The sequence below is a fragment of the Ensifer sp. ENS07 genome (assembly GCF_014852185.1).
In the GTDB taxonomy this organism is placed as follows: Bacteria; Pseudomonadota; Alphaproteobacteria; order Rhizobiales; family Rhizobiaceae; genus Ensifer; species Ensifer adhaerens.
This window is the reverse complement of the sequence record NZ_JACVBE010000002.1, coordinates 230,359-246,610: the sequence shown is the minus strand read 5'-3', so window position 1 is coordinate 246,610 and position 16,252 is coordinate 230,359. Positions and strand designations below refer to the sequence as shown.

Below are 16,252 nucleotides of genomic sequence, written 5' to 3'. Positions count from 1 at the left end.
CCGCTCGCGGATCGAGACGGCGACGCCGATTGGCGCAAATGTCGTTGCCCGAATTTTCGGCGCCCTCTATGAGGGGCGTAGTTAGAGCTTCACGATGATGCAAGGATTCCTCCCATGAGTGCCAGCGGCCTGCCGTTTGATGATTTTCGCGAATTGTTGCGCAACCTGCCGGGCCCGGATGCGGCAGCCCTTGTTGCCGCGCGGGAGCGGGACGCCCAGCTGACGAAGCCGCCGGGCGCGCTCGGCCGCCTCGAGGAAATCGCCTTCTGGCTCGCCGCCTGGACGGGCAAGGCGCCGGTGGTCAACCGGCCGCTGGTGGCGATCTTTGCCGGCAACCACGGCGTCACCCGCCAGGGCGTGACCCCGTTCCCGTCATCCGTCACCGCACAGATGGTCGAGAATTTTGCCGCCGGTGGCGCTGCGATCAACCAGATCTGCGTCAGCCACGACCTCGGGCTGAAGGTCTTCGACCTCGCACTCGAATACCCGACCGGTGATATCACCGAGGAAGCCGCGCTGTCCGAGCGCGATTGCGCCGCGACCATGGCCTTTGGCATGGAGGCGATTGCTGGCGGCACGGATCTTCTGTGCATCGGCGAAATGGGCATCGGCAACACCACGATCGCGGCCGCGATCAATCTCGGCCTTTATGGTGGCACGGCCGAAGAATGGGTCGGTCCGGGTACCGGCTCCGAAGGCGAGGTGCTGAAGCGCAAGATCGCCGCGGTCGAAAAGGCCGTGGCGTTGCATCGCGATCACCTGTCCGATCCGCTCGAACTGATGCGTCGCCTCGGCGGTCGTGAGATCGCGGCCATGGCTGGCGCCATCCTGGCCGCCCGCGTCCAGAAGGTACCTGTCATCATTGACGGCTACGTGGCGACCGCTGCGGCTTCGATCCTGAAGGCGGCCAACCCGTCGGCCCTCGACCATTGCCTGATCGGCCATGTTTCGGGCGAACCGGGGCATCTGCGCGCGATCGAGAAGCTCGGCAAGACGCCGCTGCTGGCACTCGGCATGCGGCTTGGCGAAGGCACGGGCGCGGCCCTTGCCGCCGGTATCGTCAAGGCGGCGGCCGCTTGCCACAGCGGCATGGCGACCTTTGCCCAGGCCGGCGTCAGCAACAAGGAATAGTGAAGTTCCGGCCGGGCTTTGCAGGAAGGCCGGCCGGTTTCTGTCCAAGGCCTGTCACGGGCGCGAAGCTGTCGCGTGCCGGGCCTTGATGGATGCGTCCTTCTCGCCTATCCAAAGCGCAAATGCGCGCCCTAGCTATAGTCTTGGGTGCCTGCAACCGAGACCGCCTTGCATTCGCCTCAATCACGATGTCGAAGCAAGCACAGTTTCAAGCCCTGTCGAGACGAAATGGACGCCAAGAACACCACGCACCGCATTGGACAGACGGGTCCTGTCGAGAAGCAGACCGGCATTCGGCATCTCTTTGCCGCTGCGAGCTATTCGCTCGGCGGCGCCAAGCGGCTGATCGGCGAGGCTGCCTTTCGCCACGAGTTGATCGCCTTTGCGGCCGCGATGATCGCTTTCATCATTGTCGGCGCAACCTTCTTCCAATATGTGGCGATGGCGATCCTGTTCCTACTGATGATGGCCTTCGAGGCGATCAACACGGCAATCGAGGAAATTGTCGATCGCGTTTCTCCCGAAATCTCGGAAATGGGTAAGAACGCCAAGGATCTCGGCTCCTTCGCCTGCCTCTGCCTGATTGTCGCCAACGGTGTCTATGCCGCCTATGTCGTGATCTTCGACGGCTTCATGAACTGACCGGCTAGCGGGCCGGCGCCTTCACCCGATAAAGCACATGCGGACGCAGCGGGTTGCCCCCGGGCACCGTGACGTCGTCGAAATCATCGGCCGGATCCGAGCGCATGCCCAATCTTTCCATCAGTGCCCGCGAAGGCTGGTTGATGCGCGAGGTATAGCCGATTACCTCGGCAAGGCCGAGTGTGCGCCATGCATGGTCCAGGTAGGCGCTCGCCGCTTCCAGCGCGTATCCTTGCCGCCAGTAGGGGCGGGCAAGGATCCAGCCGATTTCGACATGCGGTCCGTCGGGGATTTCGTCTCCAGCCTCAGAAAGGCCGAGACCGCCGATCAGCGCGCCATCGGATTTGCGTTCAACGGCGAGGAAGCCGAAGCCGCGGTCGGCGAGATGGCGGACGCAGTCGGCAATCATCGTTGCCGTTTCGTCGCGCGTCAGAATGGCCGGATAGTAGTAGCGCCGGACTTCGGGATCGGCATTGGCAAGCGCGAAAGGCGCGATATCGCGTTCTTCCCAGGGCCGAAGCCTGAGGCGCTGCGTTTCGATGTGCATGGATCAGGCGAAGCTCTTGCGGCGGCGAACCGGGGCTGCGACATCCTCGATCGCCGGCAGGCTTTCGAGCACGCGGCGCGCCGGCAGGATGGCGATCGCCTCTGTACCTTCGCGCAGCTTCGAGCGCAGGATGAATTCGCCATTGTGCTTGGCGAGGATGGCCTGGACGATCGGCAGGCCGAGACCCGTGCCCTGTTCGGCACTCTTGATGGCGATCGAGCCCTGGCCGAAGGCCGAGAGCACGATCGGGATTTCTTCCTCGGGAATGCCGGGGCCGTTGTCCTTGATCGAGAGATACTGGCCGCCGCCCGCGGTCCAGCCGACCTTGAAGGTGACTTCGCCGCCGGTATTGGTGAACTTCACGGCATTCGACAGCAGATTGAGAATGACCTGGCGCATCGACTTTTCGTCGATCCAGACCGAGGGCATGCCGTGTTCGAACTGCTGGTGGATGGTGATGTTCTTGGCGCGGGCCTTCAGTTGCACCATGCCGATGCAATCCTCGGCGATATCGACCAGGCTGACCGAATCCTCGTTGAGGTCGTAGCGGCCGGCCTCGATGCGCGACAGGTCGAGGATCTCGTTGATGAGGTTCAGCAGGTGCTCGCCAGAGCGGTGGATGTCGTTGGTGTATTCCTTGTAGGTCGGGTTGCTGAGCGGGCCCAGAACCTCTGTCGACATCACCTCGGAGAAGCCGAGAATGGCGTTCAGCGGCGTGCGCAGCTCGTGCGACATGGATGCGAGGAAGCGCGACTTGGCGAGGTTTGCCTCTTCGGCACGCCGGCGGGCTTCGTCGGACATCGACTTTGCAACTTCGAGTTCCGCGATCAGGTCGTCCTTTTCCGATTGAACGGAGAGGATGTGCACGCTTGCGCGGTTCATGCGGTCCGTCATCAGCACCAGAAAGAGCAGCGACAGCGAGATGACGCCGGTGAGCCCCATATAGATCACGTCGCCGGTCGTGAGCGATGCAAACGCGAGGGCTGCCACGACCGGGGCGAAAGTGTAAAGGAGCGCATTGCGCAGCAGGAACGTGCCCATAGCGGTCGCAGCAAGCGCGACCAGCAGTACCGTGCCCTCGAAGAAGCCGAAGCGCACGTTGCCGCAGCTCGCGCAATCCTGTGCGACGAAGGTCGCCCAGCAGAGGCCCATCAGCACCTGGCCGAGCAGGAAGCGGCGGCGCCAGACCGGAACCTTCTCGGCGCTGATGTCTTCCCGGCGTGCCTTGCGCGCAAAGAAGAGCGTGACGGCATGGGCCGAGAGCGTCATGACCGCCCAGAGGACGAAACCGAGATTGCCGGAGAGATAGATGCCGACCGCCGCAATCAGCGTAACGAGCACCGGAATGGCGATCGCGCCATGCAGAGCACTGTCGATGTAGAGATTGAGCATCTCGCGCTCGAAGCCCGAGGGCACCGACGAGCCTGTCTGCAGCCGCTCACGCGTCGCGCGGACCGTCCTCGAAACGGCCTTGTTTCGATGGCTACGCGATTTGTCGACGATAATCTTATCGGTCGATGTGCTGGCAGCGATACTCATGCTCATATGCGACGGTTGCGATTGCGTTGCAGTCTAGTGAGCAATCCTTAAGAAGTTGCTGCGGTGCGTGAAGGATTCGACAACCATTGTGGCGCAGCCGTGCTCAGGTCGTGATGGATCGCGCTGCATGTGAGGTTCCTTCTCTAATCTTTTGGAATCGACCATGTTTATGACGCGCTGGTCTGCGAGGCAGTCCCGCGGCAATCGAGGTTAGGGCAGGCGTGAAATTCGGACGGACGACATATCGGTTTCCCAAGGGCCGCGGCAGGTCCCGCGGTCATGCGCCGTCCGGCGGACGTGGCGGCATGGCCGGCGGATGGATCATTCTCATCCTCTTGGCGATCGGCGCCTTTGTCGCCGACAGGCTGCCCGTCGGAGAGCGATCTGCGACCGGTTCGGCACGGGGCGCGGCGATCGCGAGCGACGGCGACAGCCTGCGGATCGACGGTAAACGCGTCCGCATCGAGGGCATCGACGCGCCGGAGCTCGACCAGACCTGCAGGCGCGATGGCGTCGCCTGGGACTGCGGCCGCGAGGCGCGCGGCCGATTGCGGGCGCTCGTCTCGGCGGGTGATGTGCGCTGTCGGTTTCACGGCCGCGACAAATACGGCCGCGAGCTCGGTGTTTGCGATGCGGCCAACCGCGATGTCGGGCGCGAGATGGTGCTTTCGGGCTATGCGGTGAGCTACGGGCGCTATGAGGCTGAGGAGGCAAGGGCAGAACGGGAGCAGCGCGGGCTCTGGGCCGGCGAGTTCGTGAAACCGCAGGAGTGGCGCCGGACGAACGGTCATCCCGACGAGGGGCCGCACCTCATCGATGGCTGGCTTGCGGCGATCCGCAGCTGGCTGCTCGAACGCCTGACCGCACTTTTTTCCGGTATCGCCGATGCCTGACGACCGCATTGCTCAACTCGATCGGTTGCGGGCGGAAATTTCGGCCTGTCGCATCTGTCGCGACAGCCCGCTGCGCGGCGAGGCCGACCGGCTGCCGCACGAGCCGCGGCCGGTGGCGGTGATCTCCACTGCGGCGCGCATCCTGATCGCCGGGCAGGCGCCCGGACTGCGCGTGCATGACAGCGGTCTGCCGTTCAACGATGCGTCCGGCGATCGGCTGCGGCAATGGCTGGCTGTCGATCGCGAGAGCTTCTACGATCCGGAGAAATTCGCGATCGTGCCGATGGGTTTTTGCTTTCCGGGCTATGACGCCCATGGCAGCGACTTGCCTCCGCGGCGCGAATGCGCGCCGCTTTGGCGCCACCGGGTGATGGAGCAGATGCCGCAGGTGGAGCTGGTGCTGGCGATCGGCCACTATGCGCAACGCTGGCATATCGGCCCGGACTGTCCGAAATCGATGACCGAGACGGTGAAGAACTGGCGGCGCTACGCGATGCGCAACGCCGTGCCGGCGATCCTGCCGTTGCCGCATCCGAGCTGGCGCAACACCGGCTGGCTGAAGCGAAATCCCTGGTTCGAAGCGGTGCTGCCCTTCTTGCGCGAACGTGTTTTCGTTCTCACGAACTGAAACAATTTTCTTTATCTTCATCAATTTCGCGCTATAGAGGGAAAAATAATTCGAGAGGGACTTTTATGGATCGCCTAGACCGCAAAATCCTGCGCCTGCTGCAGGAGGATTCCACGCTGGCCGTTGCCGACCTCGCCAAGAAGGTCGGGCTTTCGACCACGCCGTGCTGGCGGCGTATCCAGAAGATGGAAGAGGACGGCGTCATCCGCCGCCGCGTCGCGCTGCTCGATCCGGTGAAGATCAACACCAAGGTCACGGTCTTCGTGTCGATCCGTACGAACTCCCATTCGATGGAGTGGTTGCGCCGCTTCTCCGAGGTCGTGTCCGAATTTCCGGAAGTCGTCGAGTTCTACCGCATGAGTGGCGACGTGGACTATCTGCTGCGTGTCGTCGTGCCTGACATCGCAGCCTATGACGCCTTCTACAAGCGCATGATCGCCAAGATCGAGATCCGCGACGTTTCCTCCGTCTTCGCCATGGAGCAGATCAAGTATACGACCGAGCTGCCGCTCGACTACATGATGATCGACCAGGCGAAGTCCAGCGAGGACTGACCTCAGCTAGCAGACTCAGGGGAGGCCAAGCCTTGCCAGAATCTTGTCGTTCGACAGTTCGCGAACCGCGTCCTTGCCCGTCCAGCGGGCGGCGCGGTTCGAGCTTTCCGCCAGTCGCTTCGCAAGTGCAAGGGCCGGGCCGTGGCAGGCGGCGTTGCGCTTGCCGATCTGCCGGAGCGCCCAGTTGACCGCTTTCTTCACGAAGTTGCGCTCGTCGCCGGAATGCTGCTCGATCAACGGCAGCCAGGCGAGAAGCGCTGCGTCCGGTTCTTTCTTCAGGTGAACCGCTGCCGTCGCGATCATCGCAAAGGCGATGCGGCGGACGAATTCCCGTTCGTCGGCTGAAAATTCCGGAATCAGTTCGCGCTCGAAGCGCGCGGCAATAAAAAGGTCGGCGACGGTATCGACCACTTCCCAGGAATTGCAATCTTCCGCCCAACGGCGCGCGTCGTCGAGCGTCAGTACTTTCGGATCGGCGGTGAAGGCGGCCAGGATGCGCGCCTCGCGAATGCCGGTTTGCCAGAGCGCCAGCGCCCGGCGGTGATCGGTCTTCACCAGCCGGGTGATCTTGTGCAGCTCGACGTTGGAAAGCCCGATGGCGGCGTCGGTGACGATACCGAAACGCGCCATGCCGGCGAGATTGTCTTCGGAGCCGAGAGACCGCAGGTGAGCGATGATCTCGCCCGCGGTCGAGGACGGGCTAAGGCTCACTTTTCGAGGCGGGCGAGGAGCGAGGACGTATCCCAACGGTTGCCGCCCATTTCCTGCACATCGCCGTAGAACTGGTCGACCAGCGCGGTCACCGGCAGCTTGGCGCCGTTGCGGCGGGCTTCGGCGAGCACGATGTCGAGGTCCTTGCGCATCCAGTCGACGGCGAAGCCGAAGTCGTACTTGCCGGCATTCATCGTCTTGTGACGGTTTTCCATCTGCCAGGAGCCGGCTGCCCCCTTGGAGATGACGTCGACGACCTTCTCGATGTCGAGACCCGCCTTCTTGCCGAAGTGGATGCCTTCGGCGAGCCCCTGGATGAGGCCGGCGATGCAGATCTGGTTGATCATCTTGGTGATCTGGCCGGCACCGGCCGGACCCATCAGGCCGACCATGCGGGCAAAGGCTTCGATGATCGGCTTGGCGCGATCGAAGGCGGCTTCGTCGCCGCCGCACATCACCGTCAGAACGCCGTTTTCGGCGCCTGCCTGGCCGCCGGAGACCGGGGCATCGACGAAGTGGGCATTGCGGGCCTTGGCCGCTTCGTAGAGTTCGCGGGCGACCTCAGCGGAGGCCGTGGTGTTGTCGATGAAGACGGCGTTGGCCTCCAGCTTTTCGAAGGCGCCGTCCTTGGCCGTCGTTACAGAGCGCAGGTCGTCGTCGTTGCCGACGCAGCAGAAGACGAAATCGGCGCCATCGGCGGCCTCTGCCGGGGTACGCGCCGCGCGACCACCGAACTCGGCCGCCCACTTTTCGGCCTTGGCGAAGGTGCGGTTATAGACCGTCAGCTCGTGACCGCCGCGGACCTTGAGGTGGCCGGCCATGGGGTAGCCCATGACGCCGAGACCGATGAATGCAACCTTTGCCATTTTCCGAATACTCCCATTGCTTTCGCCTTGGTGTAGCCGATGGCGCGGGTGCGGAAAAGAGAGAAGGGAGCATCGTGCGATGCTCCCTTCTCATGATGCTGTCATGGCCCGATCAGGGCTTGAAGCGCGCGACCACCAGATGTCCGGCGATCGGTTCACCTTCTTCCAGGCGCACCGTGATGTCGCCGACTTCGACGATCTCGAAGCCGGTGGCGGCGAGACGGTCGCGCAGGTAGCTCTCGGCATGGGCAAAGCGCTGGTGCGGGCCGACCATGAAATTGCGGCCGGCGAAGGTCTCTGCGGGCAGGGTTTCGCTGGAGAAGATCAGCAGGCCGCCCGGGACGAGGTTGTCGACCGCGCCGAAAAACAGCGCTTCGAGCGCGCCCATATAGGGAAGCACGTCGGTGGCGACGATAAGGTCGAAGGGCTCGTCGTCGTTGTCGTCGAGAAAGTCGACCGCCTCTGCAACGTAAAGCGTCTCGTAGAGGTCTTTTTCGTGGGCGATCTCGACCATGTTTTCGGAGAGGTCGACGCCGGTGATGTCTTCGGCCATGTCGCGGAGCGCGCCGCCGGTCAGGCCCGTGCCACAGCCGAGATCCAGCACCCGGTCGAAGGGCCCGAGTTCAAGCGCCTGCAGGCGCTGGCGGACGAGGAGCGGCACGCAGTAGCCGAGCTGGTCGACGAGCACGTTGTCGAAGACTTCGGCATGCTGGTCGAAGAGCGTGGCGACATAGGCATCGGGCGCCTTCACCGGCGTTTCGCCGCGTCCCATCGAGGCCAGTCGCACGGCAGCGCCGCCGTGGTCTTCCGGATCGAGCGCCAGCACTTCGGCATAGGCTTGCGCCGCGGCATCGAACTTGCCGGACTTTTCCAGGGAGAGGGCGCGGTTATAGGCCTCGGCCAGCGCTTCCTCGTCGATTTTCGTGCTTTTCTGGGTCATGGGCGCTTCTTACGTCCGCAGCCGGTTTTTGGCAATCGCCGTCGGCGAAAGGTTTGCGGGCGTGGATCTGGCGTTTTGGCGGTCAGTGGCAGGATTTCCTTGGCCTTCCGGACGAAAAACGTCGCCATGCGGCGCCATCGGGATTTATCGGCGACAGGAAAGGAGTCATCATCGCAAGCATAAGAAAAGACGGGAGGAATGCCGATGTCCGCCGAGCTTGGGCCGCTGATCTTGAGCGCCGAAACGAAGGAGCCGAAAGGCCCGCCCTTGCCGCAGACGTCGCAGGAGCAGATCAACGCGGTGGTACACTATTATCGCGGCGAAATGGGGCGCATGGCCGGCTGGCGCGACCGCATCGACCGGACCTCCAACTGGGCAATCACCGTCGTTGCGGCGCTGCTCTCGGTCTCGCTGTCGACACCGTCGTCGCATCATGGCGTGCTGCTCTTCGCCATGCTGCTGATTACGCTCTTGCTCCTGATCGAAGCCCGGCGCTATCGCTTCTTCGACGTCTATCGCGCCCGGGTACGGCAATTGGAGCGCGGCTACTTCGCCCAGATCCTGGCGCCCGATGGCACGCCGAACCTCAATTGGGCGGCGTCGATCGCCAAGAGCCTGCGCAAGCCCGCTTTCCTGATGAGCTACCGCGAGGCGCTTTGCCGCCGGCTGCAGCGCAATTATTGCTGGATGTATCTGATCCTGCTGCTCGCGTGGGCGCTGAAGATTTCCTCGCCGAAGATCTCCACCAATGGCGAGCCCTTCGGCCACGTGCGCTCCTGGATGGACGTCGCCCAGAATGCGGCCCTCGGTCCCTTGCCCGGCTGGCCGGTGATTGTTGGTGTCATCGTGTTTTACGGGCTGGTGCTCTACGGCTCGCTGCACAAGGAGCCGCGCGAAGGCGAACTCGCGCATGGGGAGGTGCATGTCTGAGGGCGCCGGGCGTCACGCCTCGCCGATCCAGGGTTCCTGGTGACAGAGAGCGGTCGCCGTCGGCGGCTCTCAGTGCAGAATGAGCTCGCCCTTCAGTGCGCGCCATTCGGTGGCCGAGATCAGCTTGCGGTGCACGTAGCGCACCGAATGCAGCGGCCCGTCCAGTTTCTCTTCCCAGAATTTCAGGAAGCTGCGCATTTCGGGGAAGTCCGGCGCAATGTCGTAGTGCTGCCAGATATAGGTTTGCAGGAAGGCCGGATGGTCGGGCAGGTGGTAGAGGATCTGCGCCGTCGTCAGTCCGTAGCCCTTGAGCTGAAGTTCCATCTCGTTCGTCATGTGGACCTCACTTCTCGCAAAGGTTGGTCCCTATGATGAAACGCCTGATTTGTTAATCAAGGGCTAATATTTGTCCCGAAGTGAAACTTTCTCGTGAAATAACAAAAGCTTGGCAGCCTCTCTTAGGGAGTGCTGCCAAGCTTTGTTCGAAACCGACGTAGAAAGCCTATCGCTTCAGATGGCGGGTCAGCCGCGCTTCCAGCAGGCTCCAGATGTTGCGCAGGATCTCGACCATGATGAGGTAGAGAATGGCTGCCCAGATATACATCTGGAAGTCGAAGGTACGCGAGAAGGCATAGCGGGTTTCGCCCATGAGATCGAAGACGGTGACGATCGCGACGATCGCCGAGCCCTTGATCATCAGGATGATCTCGTTGCCGTAGGGGCGCAGCGCCACGATCATTGCCTGCGGCAGGATGATCTTCCAGAAGGCGACGCGCTGGGGAAGGCCAAGCGCGTCAGCGCCTTCGCGCTGGCCGCGCGGCACGCTCTCGATCGCGCCGCGCAGGATTTCCGCCTGGTAGGCCGCAGTGTTGAGCGTGAAAGCGAAGATCGCGCAGTTCCACGCGTCGCGGAAGAACCACCACAGGCCGACCGCTTCCAGCTGCGGGCGAAAGCTGCCGAGGCCGTAGTAGATGAGGAAGAGCTGTGCCAGCAGCGGCGTGCCGCGGAAGAAGTAGACGTATCCGTAGGCGAACCACGACAGGACCTTGTTCTTCGACATGCGGGCAAAGGCGATCGGCAGCGAAAGGATGGCGCCCATGACGATCGAAAGGCCGACCAGCATCAACGTGACGCCGAGGCCGTTGATGAAGCGCGGGCCGTATTTGGCAAACTTGTCCGGATCCCAGCCGCCGACCACGGTCAGGAAGATACCGACGCCGAGTGCCAGCCAGATGCCGAGCGCAACGCTGCCGACGAAGCGGGTGAGCGTGTAGGGCTTCGGCGGAACCGGCGGCGGCGCCTGCGGCGGGATCATCGTTGCAACGACACTCATCGGCCCATCTCCGCACGTTTGGTTCGCCGTTCAATGTAGGAGAAGACGATCGAGGAAATCATCGCGAGGATCAGGAAGAGCACGCAGGCAACACCGTAGAATTCGAAGGCCTGCTTGGTCACGCGGGCGGCAATGCCGGTCTGGCGCAGGATGTCGGTCAGGCCGACGACCGAGACGAGGGCGGTGTCCTTGAGCAGCGCCATCCAGAGATTGCCGAGACCGGGCAGGGCGATGCGCACGAGCTGCGGCAGGATGATGAGGCGCATGGTGCGGCCGCGATGCAAGCCAAGGGCGTCACCGGCTTCGTATTGTCCATGCGGGATGGCCTTGAAAGCCGACAGCAGCACCTCCGAGCAATAGGCGGAGAAGACGACGCCGAGTGCGATCATGCCGGCGAAGAAGGCATTGATCTCGACCGGACCGTCGTAGCCGAGCGATGCCAGCAGTTGTTGAACGAGGATCTGCAAGCCGTAATAGACGATGAAGAGCGTCAGCAGTTCGGGCAGGCCGCGGAAGATCGTCGTGTAAATGTTCGACGCGAGCCGAACCGTGCGCTCTTCGGACTGCTTGCCCAGCGCGATGAAGAAGCCGATCAACAGGCCGACGGGCAGCGTTGCGATGGCAAGGCTCGCGGTAATGACGAAGCCGTGGGCGATATCGTCGCCCCATCCGGTGTCACCGCAGGCGAGAAGCGTGCCAGGTGCGAGCCAGGTAAAGACCCCGACCGGGCCGCAGAATGGATCGACGATCGATCCGATCCAGGAGAGGATGGAATAGAAGCCGGCAAACAACCCGCTCATGTCAGAGATTTCCCCTTTTGCGCTGTTTTTATGCGTATCGATCGCGCTTTGTTTTAGGCACTTGTCAAACAAAAACGGCGGAAGGGCAAGCCATCCGCCGTTGCAATTTTCGCATCAACCGACGTTTTTCCGGCATGATTCACTATGGATTCGCACCGGAAACCGTCAATCAGCTGCCATAAACGTCGAATGGGAAGTACTTTTCGTTGATTTCCTTGTACTTGCCGTTGGCGCGGATCGCCTCGATCGCCTTGTTGAACTTCTCGCGCAGCGCATCGTCGCCCTTGCGGACCGCGATACCGGCGCCGTCGCCGTTGATAACGGGGTCGATCGGCAGGGTGCCGAGCAGCTTGCAGCAGGCGCCGTCAGCGGTCTTCAGCCATTCCGAGAGCACGACGACGTCGTCGATGACTGCGTCGATACGGCCGTTGGCGATGTCGAGCTTGTACTCATCAGCCGTCGGATAGAGCTTGATTTCGGCACCCTTCATATGCGCTTCGGCATAGTTGGAATGGGTGGTCGAGCCTTGCGCGCCGAGCGCCTTGCCCTGAAGGGCGGCTGCGGTTGCCTCGGTGATCGGCGAATCCTTCGGCACGACGATTGCCGGCGGGGTGTTGTAGTACTTGTTGGTGAAGTCGACCTTTTCCTTGCGCTCGGCGGTGATCGACATGGACGCGATGATGGCGTCGAACTTCTTGGCGATGAGCGCCGGAATGATGCCGTCCCAGTCCTGCGTCACGAAAGTGCACTCGGCCTTCATTTCCACGCACAGCGCCTTGGCGATGTCGATGTCGAAGCCCGTCAGCGTGCCGTCCGCTTCCAGGTTGTTGAAGGGCGGGTAAGCGCCTTCCGTGCCGATCACGACCTTTTCGCCGTCGGCCATGGCCGAGCCTGCCATGAGCACGAAAACGGCAGCCGATGCGGCGGCTGCCAGCCGCTTGGAAATACGCATGATAGTCCTCTCTGTTGGTCGACATCCGGCATTGTTGTTTTTCGCGGATGCCAATTTCAGCCGGGGCGTCTGCCGCCGGTTGTGGCGATATTCGTACTCTTTTCCACTAAAAATCAACAGGAAAGCGAAGGCGCTCAACGGGAATCAAGTTTCGACCGATGATTGTGGTTTTCCGCGCGGGAGAAACATGAACGGGGCGTTCAGCGGCGGTTAATCTTGCCTCCGCTAGCCCTTGTCAAGGAACCGGTTCGCGGTTTGGGCGTTGCATTGGACCGCGCGTCTCGCGGCCAACACAAAAAAGCCGAAACCTTGGGTCAAGGCCCCGTAAGTATTCGTGTTCGCATTCTCTTCTTCAGCGTGTCACAGGTTGACGAGAGGATGCGGGCCAGGACCTCCCAGGAAGAGGAAGGAAGACAAAATGTCGATTCGATCCAAGCTGTTCGCGACCGTCGCGCTGCCGGTGCTGTCGGTGTCCGTGGCGGTTCCGCCCGCGGTGGCCGACAGCCTGATGAAGCCATTCGAGGTTGCACAGGAGGGCGGTGGCCAATCCGACGAGGAACTGCTGCTGCAGAAGCAGCGCCAGGCGGAAGAAGAAGCCGCGCGCCAGGCTGCCGAACAGCAGCGCGCCGCTGAAGAAGAAGCTGCACGCCAAGCTGCCGAGCAGCAGCGTGCTGCTGAGGAAGAGGCTGCCCGTCAGGCCGCCGAGCAGCAGCGTGCCGCTGAAGAAGAGGCAGCGCGCCAGGCCGCCGAGCAGCAGAAGGCCGCTGAGGAAGAAGCTGCGCGCCAGGCTGCCGAGCAGCAGAAGGCTGCTGAAGAAGAAGCCGCACGCCAAGCTGCCGAACAGCAGAAGGCTGCTGAAGAAGAAGCCGCACGTCAGGCTGCCGAGCAGCAGAAGGCTGCTGAGGAAGAGGCTGCCCGCAAGGCTGCTGAAGAGCAGAAGGCGGCCGAAGAGCAGAAGGCTGCAGAGGAACAGAAGGCCGCCGACGAGCAGAAGGCCGCTGACGAACAGAAGGCTGCCGAAGAGCAGAAGGCCGCCGAAGAGCAGAAGGCCGCTGAAGAGCGGAAGGCCGCTGAAGAGCAGAAGGCCGCCGACGAGCAGAAGGCCGCTGAAGAGCAGAAGGCCGCTGAAGAGCAGAAGGCCGCTGACGAACAGAAGGCTGCTGACGAACAGAAGGCCGCTGACGAGCAGAAGGCTGCTGACGAGCAGAAGGCTGCCGAAGAGCCGAAGGCTGGTGGCGAAACCGCTCCCGCCGTCGAGCCGCAGCCGCAGACTGGCGAGGGCCAGCCTGTGCCTGGCGCGGAACAACCGCAGACCGGCGAAGGCCAGCCGGTGCCTGGTGCAGAACAGCCGCAGACGGGCGAGGGACAGCCGGTGCCTGGTGCCGAACAGCCACAGACGGGCGAGGGACAGCCGGTCCCGGGTACCGAGCAGCCGCAGACCGGCGAAGGTCAGCCCGTGCCCGGCACGGAGCAGCCGGTAACGGCCGAGCAGCCACAGGTGCAGCAGCCGGCTCCGGAAGTGGTCGACACCCGCACGGAAGAAGAGAAGGTGAAGATCGCCGATGATCCGGCCGCGACCGACGAAACCGTCGTGCTGCCGGTCGAAAACGGTGCTGCCGTGCTCGACAGCGACAAGGACGCCGACAATGCCGGCGGCAACCAGGCGCGCGAAGAGCGCCAGAAGCTGCGTGAGGAACTGCGCGCCAAGGAAGAGGACGCCCCTCCGCCGGCCGACGATGCCGCAGCGCAGGCTGCGATTGCTGCCGAGATGCCGGCCGACCTACCGCAGAAGATCGAAGCGAACCTCAACGAAAAGGGGACGCGCGTCGATGAGGCTCCGGTCTTCGTGGTTCCGGAGACGACCAACATCGTCAACAACACTGTTATCAACAACACGGTGATCAACAACAACACGACGGTCAACAACATCACCAACAACATCACCGAGGTAAAGATCGTCGAGCAGGTCGACAACCGGGTGATCCTCGGTGTCGGCGACCAGATCTTCGTGCGTGGCGACGACCGTCCGCGCCTGCGTTACGATGCGGAAGAGACTTACTACGATCAGCTTCCGCGCGGTCGTACCCGCGAAACCATCGTGCGTCCGGGCGGCTACCGGATCGTCACCGTCTACAACCGTTACGGCGACATCCTGCAGCGCTCGCGTGTCGACCGCGACGGCAACGAATACCTGATGATCTATGCGCCCGAGCGTGACGAGGGTCCGCGTCCGGCGATCATCGACGTCGGCTACGAACTGCCGCCGATGCGCCTGCGCATCCCGGTTCGTGACTACATCGCCGACGTTTCCGACGATCCGGATCGCGACTACTACGAGTTCCTGGCCGAGCCGCCGGTCGAGCGTGTCGAGCGCGTCTACACCATGGACGAAGTCCGCCACTCCGCCCGCCTGCGTGACAAGGTGCGCCGCGTCGACCTCGACACGATCACCTTCCCGACGGGCAGCGCCGAAGTGTCGATGTCGCAGGCCAAGACCATGCGCAAGGTCGCAGCCGCGATGGAGAAGATCCTCGCCAAGGATCCGGGTGAAACCTTCTTCATCGAAGGCCACACCGATGCCGTCGGCTCGGACCGCTCAAACCTGGTGCTCTCCGACAAGCGCGCCGAATCGGTTGCCTCGCTGCTGACCGAGGTCTACGGCATTCCGCCGGAAAACCTGGCGACCCAGGGCTATGGCGAGCGCTTCCTGAAGGTTCGCACCCAGGACGCCGAACAGCAGAACCGTCGCGTCACCATTCGCCGTGTGACCCCGCTGGTTCGCCCGGTCGCACAGCGCTAACAGGGCTTCGCGCAGCGCTAACAAGGCGCGCGCAGCGCCAAAATGATTGGCGCTGCGCGGATCAAGCTTCGGGCAGGACTGCCCGGATAAGAGCAGGAAACCCGCCTCGCAAAAGGCGGGTTTCTGTCGTTTGACATTCCTTCCCAGATTTTTCTTCCTCGGATTGCCATGAAAGCCTTTTCCCTCGCGCTTGTTGCCGCCACCACGCTCGCCCATTCGGCCATCGCCGCGCCCGGGCTCGTCGAGCCGGATCTGCGTCTGCCCGCCAATCCCGAGGGAAAGGGCGGAGCGCCGCGGGTGGCGCTGACGCTTGACGCCTGCAGCGGCGCCACCGACATGCGCATCCTCGGCACACTGATCGAAAACCGCATCCCCGCCACGATCTTCGTCACCGCGCGCTGGCTGAAGCGCAACGGCCTCGTCGTCGAGGTGATGAAGGCGCATCCGGATCTATTCGAGATCGAGGACCACGGCGCCATGCACGTGCCGCCGATCGACGTGAAGATTTCCGTCTATGGCATCGCGGCAGCCGGCTCCGAGGCGGCAGTCGCCGCCGAAGTCGATGGCGGTGCTGTCGCAATCAAGGCGCATGGCCTGCCGGCGCCGAAGTGGTTTCGCGGCGCGACGGCCAAATACACCCATTCGTCGATGAGCCAGATCCGCGCCATGGGCTACCGCATCGCCGGCTACTCGGTGAACGGTGATGGTGGCTCGCTGCTGGGTGCGGCGATGGCGGAGAAGCGCATTCGCGCCGCCAAGGACGGCGACGTCATCATCGCCCATATCAACCAACCGACCCATTCCGCCGGCGCCGGCGTTGCCCGCGGCATCCTCGACCTCAAGGCGAAGGGCTACAGCTTCGTGCGACTGAACGACACTCCGGACGAAATGACCGTCGGCGCGACGAACTGACCGCCAGCAACGGCTGATACCGGAAAATATCCGCACGCCGAGGCCGTTGGCGTAAGCCGCAAGTGTGGGCCGTG

Annotated in this window: 17 protein-coding genes; 8 read left to right on the top strand and 9 right to left on the bottom strand. The window is 63.0% G+C overall.

Annotated features, from left to right (window positions below):
- Positions 1-114 precede the first annotated feature (114 nt).
- Complete coding sequence (gene cobT / locus IB277_RS08255; protein WP_034795180.1) at positions 115-1,131, top strand: nicotinate-nucleotide--dimethylbenzimidazole phosphoribosyltransferase; 1,017 nt, start codon at positions 115-117, stop codon at positions 1,129-1,131.
- A gap of 228 nt (positions 1,132-1,359) precedes the next feature.
- A complete protein-coding gene (locus IB277_RS08250; RefSeq protein ID WP_034795175.1) occupies positions 1,360-1,773 on the top strand; it encodes a diacylglycerol kinase in 414 nt (137 codons plus the stop codon).
- A 4-nt stretch (positions 1,774-1,777) separates the two neighbouring features.
- On the opposite strand, the gene IB277_RS08245 is transcribed toward IB277_RS08250, so the two are convergent.
- Positions 1,778-2,320 carry a GNAT family N-acetyltransferase gene (locus IB277_RS08245; protein WP_110819195.1) on the bottom strand — a complete coding sequence of 181 codons (543 nt, stop codon included), beginning with the start codon at positions 2,318-2,320 and terminating at the stop codon, positions 1,778-1,780.
- Positions 2,321-2,323: 3 nt separating this feature from the next.
- Complete coding sequence (locus IB277_RS08240; RefSeq protein WP_090294420.1) at positions 2,324-3,859, bottom strand: HAMP domain-containing sensor histidine kinase; 1,536 nt, start codon at positions 3,857-3,859, stop codon at positions 2,324-2,326.
- A gap of 305 nt (positions 3,860-4,164) precedes the next feature.
- On the opposite strand from IB277_RS08240, the gene IB277_RS08235 reads away from it, so the two are divergent.
- From IB277_RS08235 to IB277_RS08225, 3 genes are all read left to right on the top strand, one after another.
- Positions 4,165-4,752 (top strand): thermonuclease family protein, encoded by a 588-nt coding sequence (locus IB277_RS08235; protein ID WP_090293928.1) that lies wholly within the window; start codon positions 4,165-4,167, stop codon positions 4,750-4,752.
- The gene (locus IB277_RS08230; RefSeq protein ID WP_090293927.1) at positions 4,745-5,380 is read left to right on the top strand and encodes a uracil-DNA glycosylase family protein; all 636 of its coding nucleotides are present in this window, start codon (positions 4,745-4,747) and stop codon (positions 5,378-5,380) included. Before IB277_RS08235 ends, IB277_RS08230 begins: the two co-directional genes overlap by 8 nt.
- Positions 5,381-5,445: 65 nt before the next feature.
- Complete coding sequence (locus IB277_RS08225) at positions 5,446-5,934, top strand: Lrp/AsnC family transcriptional regulator (RefSeq protein WP_034795162.1); 489 nt, start codon at positions 5,446-5,448, stop codon at positions 5,932-5,934.
- Positions 5,935-5,949: 15 nt separating this feature from the next.
- Here IB277_RS08225 and IB277_RS08220 read toward each other — a convergent pair whose 3' ends face one another.
- The 3 genes from IB277_RS08220 to IB277_RS08210 form a co-directional block, all read right to left on the bottom strand.
- On the bottom strand, positions 5,950-6,645 hold the full coding sequence (locus tag IB277_RS08220) for a DNA alkylation repair protein (RefSeq protein WP_181432607.1): 696 nt from the start codon (positions 6,643-6,645) through the stop codon (positions 5,950-5,952).
- A complete protein-coding gene (locus IB277_RS08215; RefSeq protein ID WP_110819194.1) occupies positions 6,642-7,511 on the bottom strand; it encodes an NAD(P)-dependent oxidoreductase in 870 nt (289 codons plus the stop codon). Before IB277_RS08215 ends, IB277_RS08220 begins: the two co-directional genes overlap by 4 nt.
- A gap of 112 nt (positions 7,512-7,623) precedes the next feature.
- Entirely contained in the window at positions 7,624-8,451 is an 828-nt protein-coding gene (locus tag IB277_RS08210; protein WP_034795154.1) for a class I SAM-dependent methyltransferase, read from the bottom strand.
- 204 nt (positions 8,452-8,655) lie between these two features.
- Here IB277_RS08210 and IB277_RS08205 point away from each other — a divergent pair, with 204 nt between their 5' ends.
- Positions 8,656-9,381, top strand: a complete 726-nt coding sequence (locus tag IB277_RS08205) for a DUF2270 domain-containing protein (RefSeq protein WP_034795151.1) — start codon at positions 8,656-8,658, stop codon at positions 9,379-9,381.
- Positions 9,382-9,450: 69 nt separating this feature from the next.
- Here the strand turns inward: IB277_RS08205 and IB277_RS08200 are convergent, their stop codons facing one another.
- The 4 genes from IB277_RS08200 to IB277_RS08185 all read right to left on the bottom strand — a co-directional run bounded on the left by IB277_RS08200 (position 9,451) and on the right by IB277_RS08185 (position 12,466).
- Positions 9,451-9,717 (bottom strand): usg protein, encoded by a 267-nt coding sequence (locus tag IB277_RS08200; protein WP_034795148.1) that lies wholly within the window; start codon positions 9,715-9,717, stop codon positions 9,451-9,453.
- 166 nt (positions 9,718-9,883) lie between these two features.
- A complete protein-coding gene (locus IB277_RS08195) occupies positions 9,884-10,714 on the bottom strand; it encodes an ABC transporter permease (protein WP_060520672.1) in 831 nt (276 codons plus the stop codon).
- Positions 10,711-11,514 (bottom strand): ABC transporter permease, encoded by an 804-nt coding sequence (locus tag IB277_RS08190; protein WP_034795142.1) that lies wholly within the window; start codon positions 11,512-11,514, stop codon positions 10,711-10,713. The genes IB277_RS08195 and IB277_RS08190 overlap by 4 nt, the downstream gene beginning before the upstream one ends.
- Positions 11,515-11,683: 169 nt before the next feature.
- Complete coding sequence (locus IB277_RS08185; protein ID WP_034795139.1) at positions 11,684-12,466, bottom strand: ABC transporter substrate-binding protein; 783 nt, start codon at positions 12,464-12,466, stop codon at positions 11,684-11,686.
- 418 nt (positions 12,467-12,884) lie between these two features.
- Here IB277_RS08185 and IB277_RS08180 point away from each other — a divergent pair, with 418 nt between their 5' ends.
- The gene (locus IB277_RS08180) at positions 12,885-15,266 is read left to right on the top strand and encodes an OmpA family protein (RefSeq protein WP_192370941.1); all 2,382 of its coding nucleotides are present in this window, start codon (positions 12,885-12,887) and stop codon (positions 15,264-15,266) included.
- Positions 15,267-15,434: 168 nt separating this feature from the next.
- Entirely contained in the window at positions 15,435-16,178 is a 744-nt protein-coding gene (locus tag IB277_RS08175; RefSeq protein ID WP_110819192.1) for a polysaccharide deacetylase family protein, read from the top strand.
- Positions 16,179-16,252: the final 74 nt, after the last annotated feature.

Coding starts and splice junctions, on each gene's coding strand:
- IB277_RS08245 (WP_110819195.1), bottom strand. CDS start 2,320: ATGCACATCGAAACGCAGCGCCTCAGGCTTCGGCCCTGGGAAGAACGC.
- IB277_RS08175 (WP_110819192.1), top strand. CDS start 15,435: ATGAAAGCCTTTTCCCTCGCGCTTGTTGCCGCCACCACGCTCGCCCAT.
- IB277_RS08210 (WP_034795154.1), bottom strand. CDS start 8,451: ATGACCCAGAAAAGCACGAAAATCGACGAGGAAGCGCTGGCCGAGGCC.
- IB277_RS08250 (WP_034795175.1), top strand. CDS start 1,360: ATGGACGCCAAGAACACCACGCACCGCATTGGACAGACGGGTCCTGTC.
- IB277_RS08205 (WP_034795151.1), top strand. CDS start 8,656: ATGTCCGCCGAGCTTGGGCCGCTGATCTTGAGCGCCGAAACGAAGGAG.
- IB277_RS08215 (WP_110819194.1), bottom strand. CDS start 7,511: ATGGCAAAGGTTGCATTCATCGGTCTCGGCGTCATGGGCTACCCCATG.
- IB277_RS08200 (WP_034795148.1), bottom strand. CDS start 9,717: ATGACGAACGAGATGGAACTTCAGCTCAAGGGCTACGGACTGACGACG.
- IB277_RS08185 (WP_034795139.1), bottom strand. CDS start 12,466: ATGCGTATTTCCAAGCGGCTGGCAGCCGCCGCATCGGCTGCCGTTTTC.
- IB277_RS08190 (WP_034795142.1), bottom strand. CDS start 11,514: ATGAGCGGGTTGTTTGCCGGCTTCTATTCCATCCTCTCCTGGATCGGA.
- IB277_RS08180 (WP_192370941.1), top strand. CDS start 12,885: ATGTCGATTCGATCCAAGCTGTTCGCGACCGTCGCGCTGCCGGTGCTG.
- IB277_RS08225 (WP_034795162.1), top strand. CDS start 5,446: ATGGATCGCCTAGACCGCAAAATCCTGCGCCTGCTGCAGGAGGATTCC.
- IB277_RS08240 (WP_090294420.1), bottom strand. CDS start 3,859: ATGAGTATCGCTGCCAGCACATCGACCGATAAGATTATCGTCGACAAA.
- IB277_RS08235 (WP_090293928.1), top strand. CDS start 4,165: ATGGCCGGCGGATGGATCATTCTCATCCTCTTGGCGATCGGCGCCTTT.
- cobT (WP_034795180.1), top strand. CDS start 115: ATGAGTGCCAGCGGCCTGCCGTTTGATGATTTTCGCGAATTGTTGCGC.
- IB277_RS08230 (WP_090293927.1), top strand. CDS start 4,745: ATGCCTGACGACCGCATTGCTCAACTCGATCGGTTGCGGGCGGAAATT.
- IB277_RS08195 (WP_060520672.1), bottom strand. CDS start 10,714: ATGAGTGTCGTTGCAACGATGATCCCGCCGCAGGCGCCGCCGCCGGTT.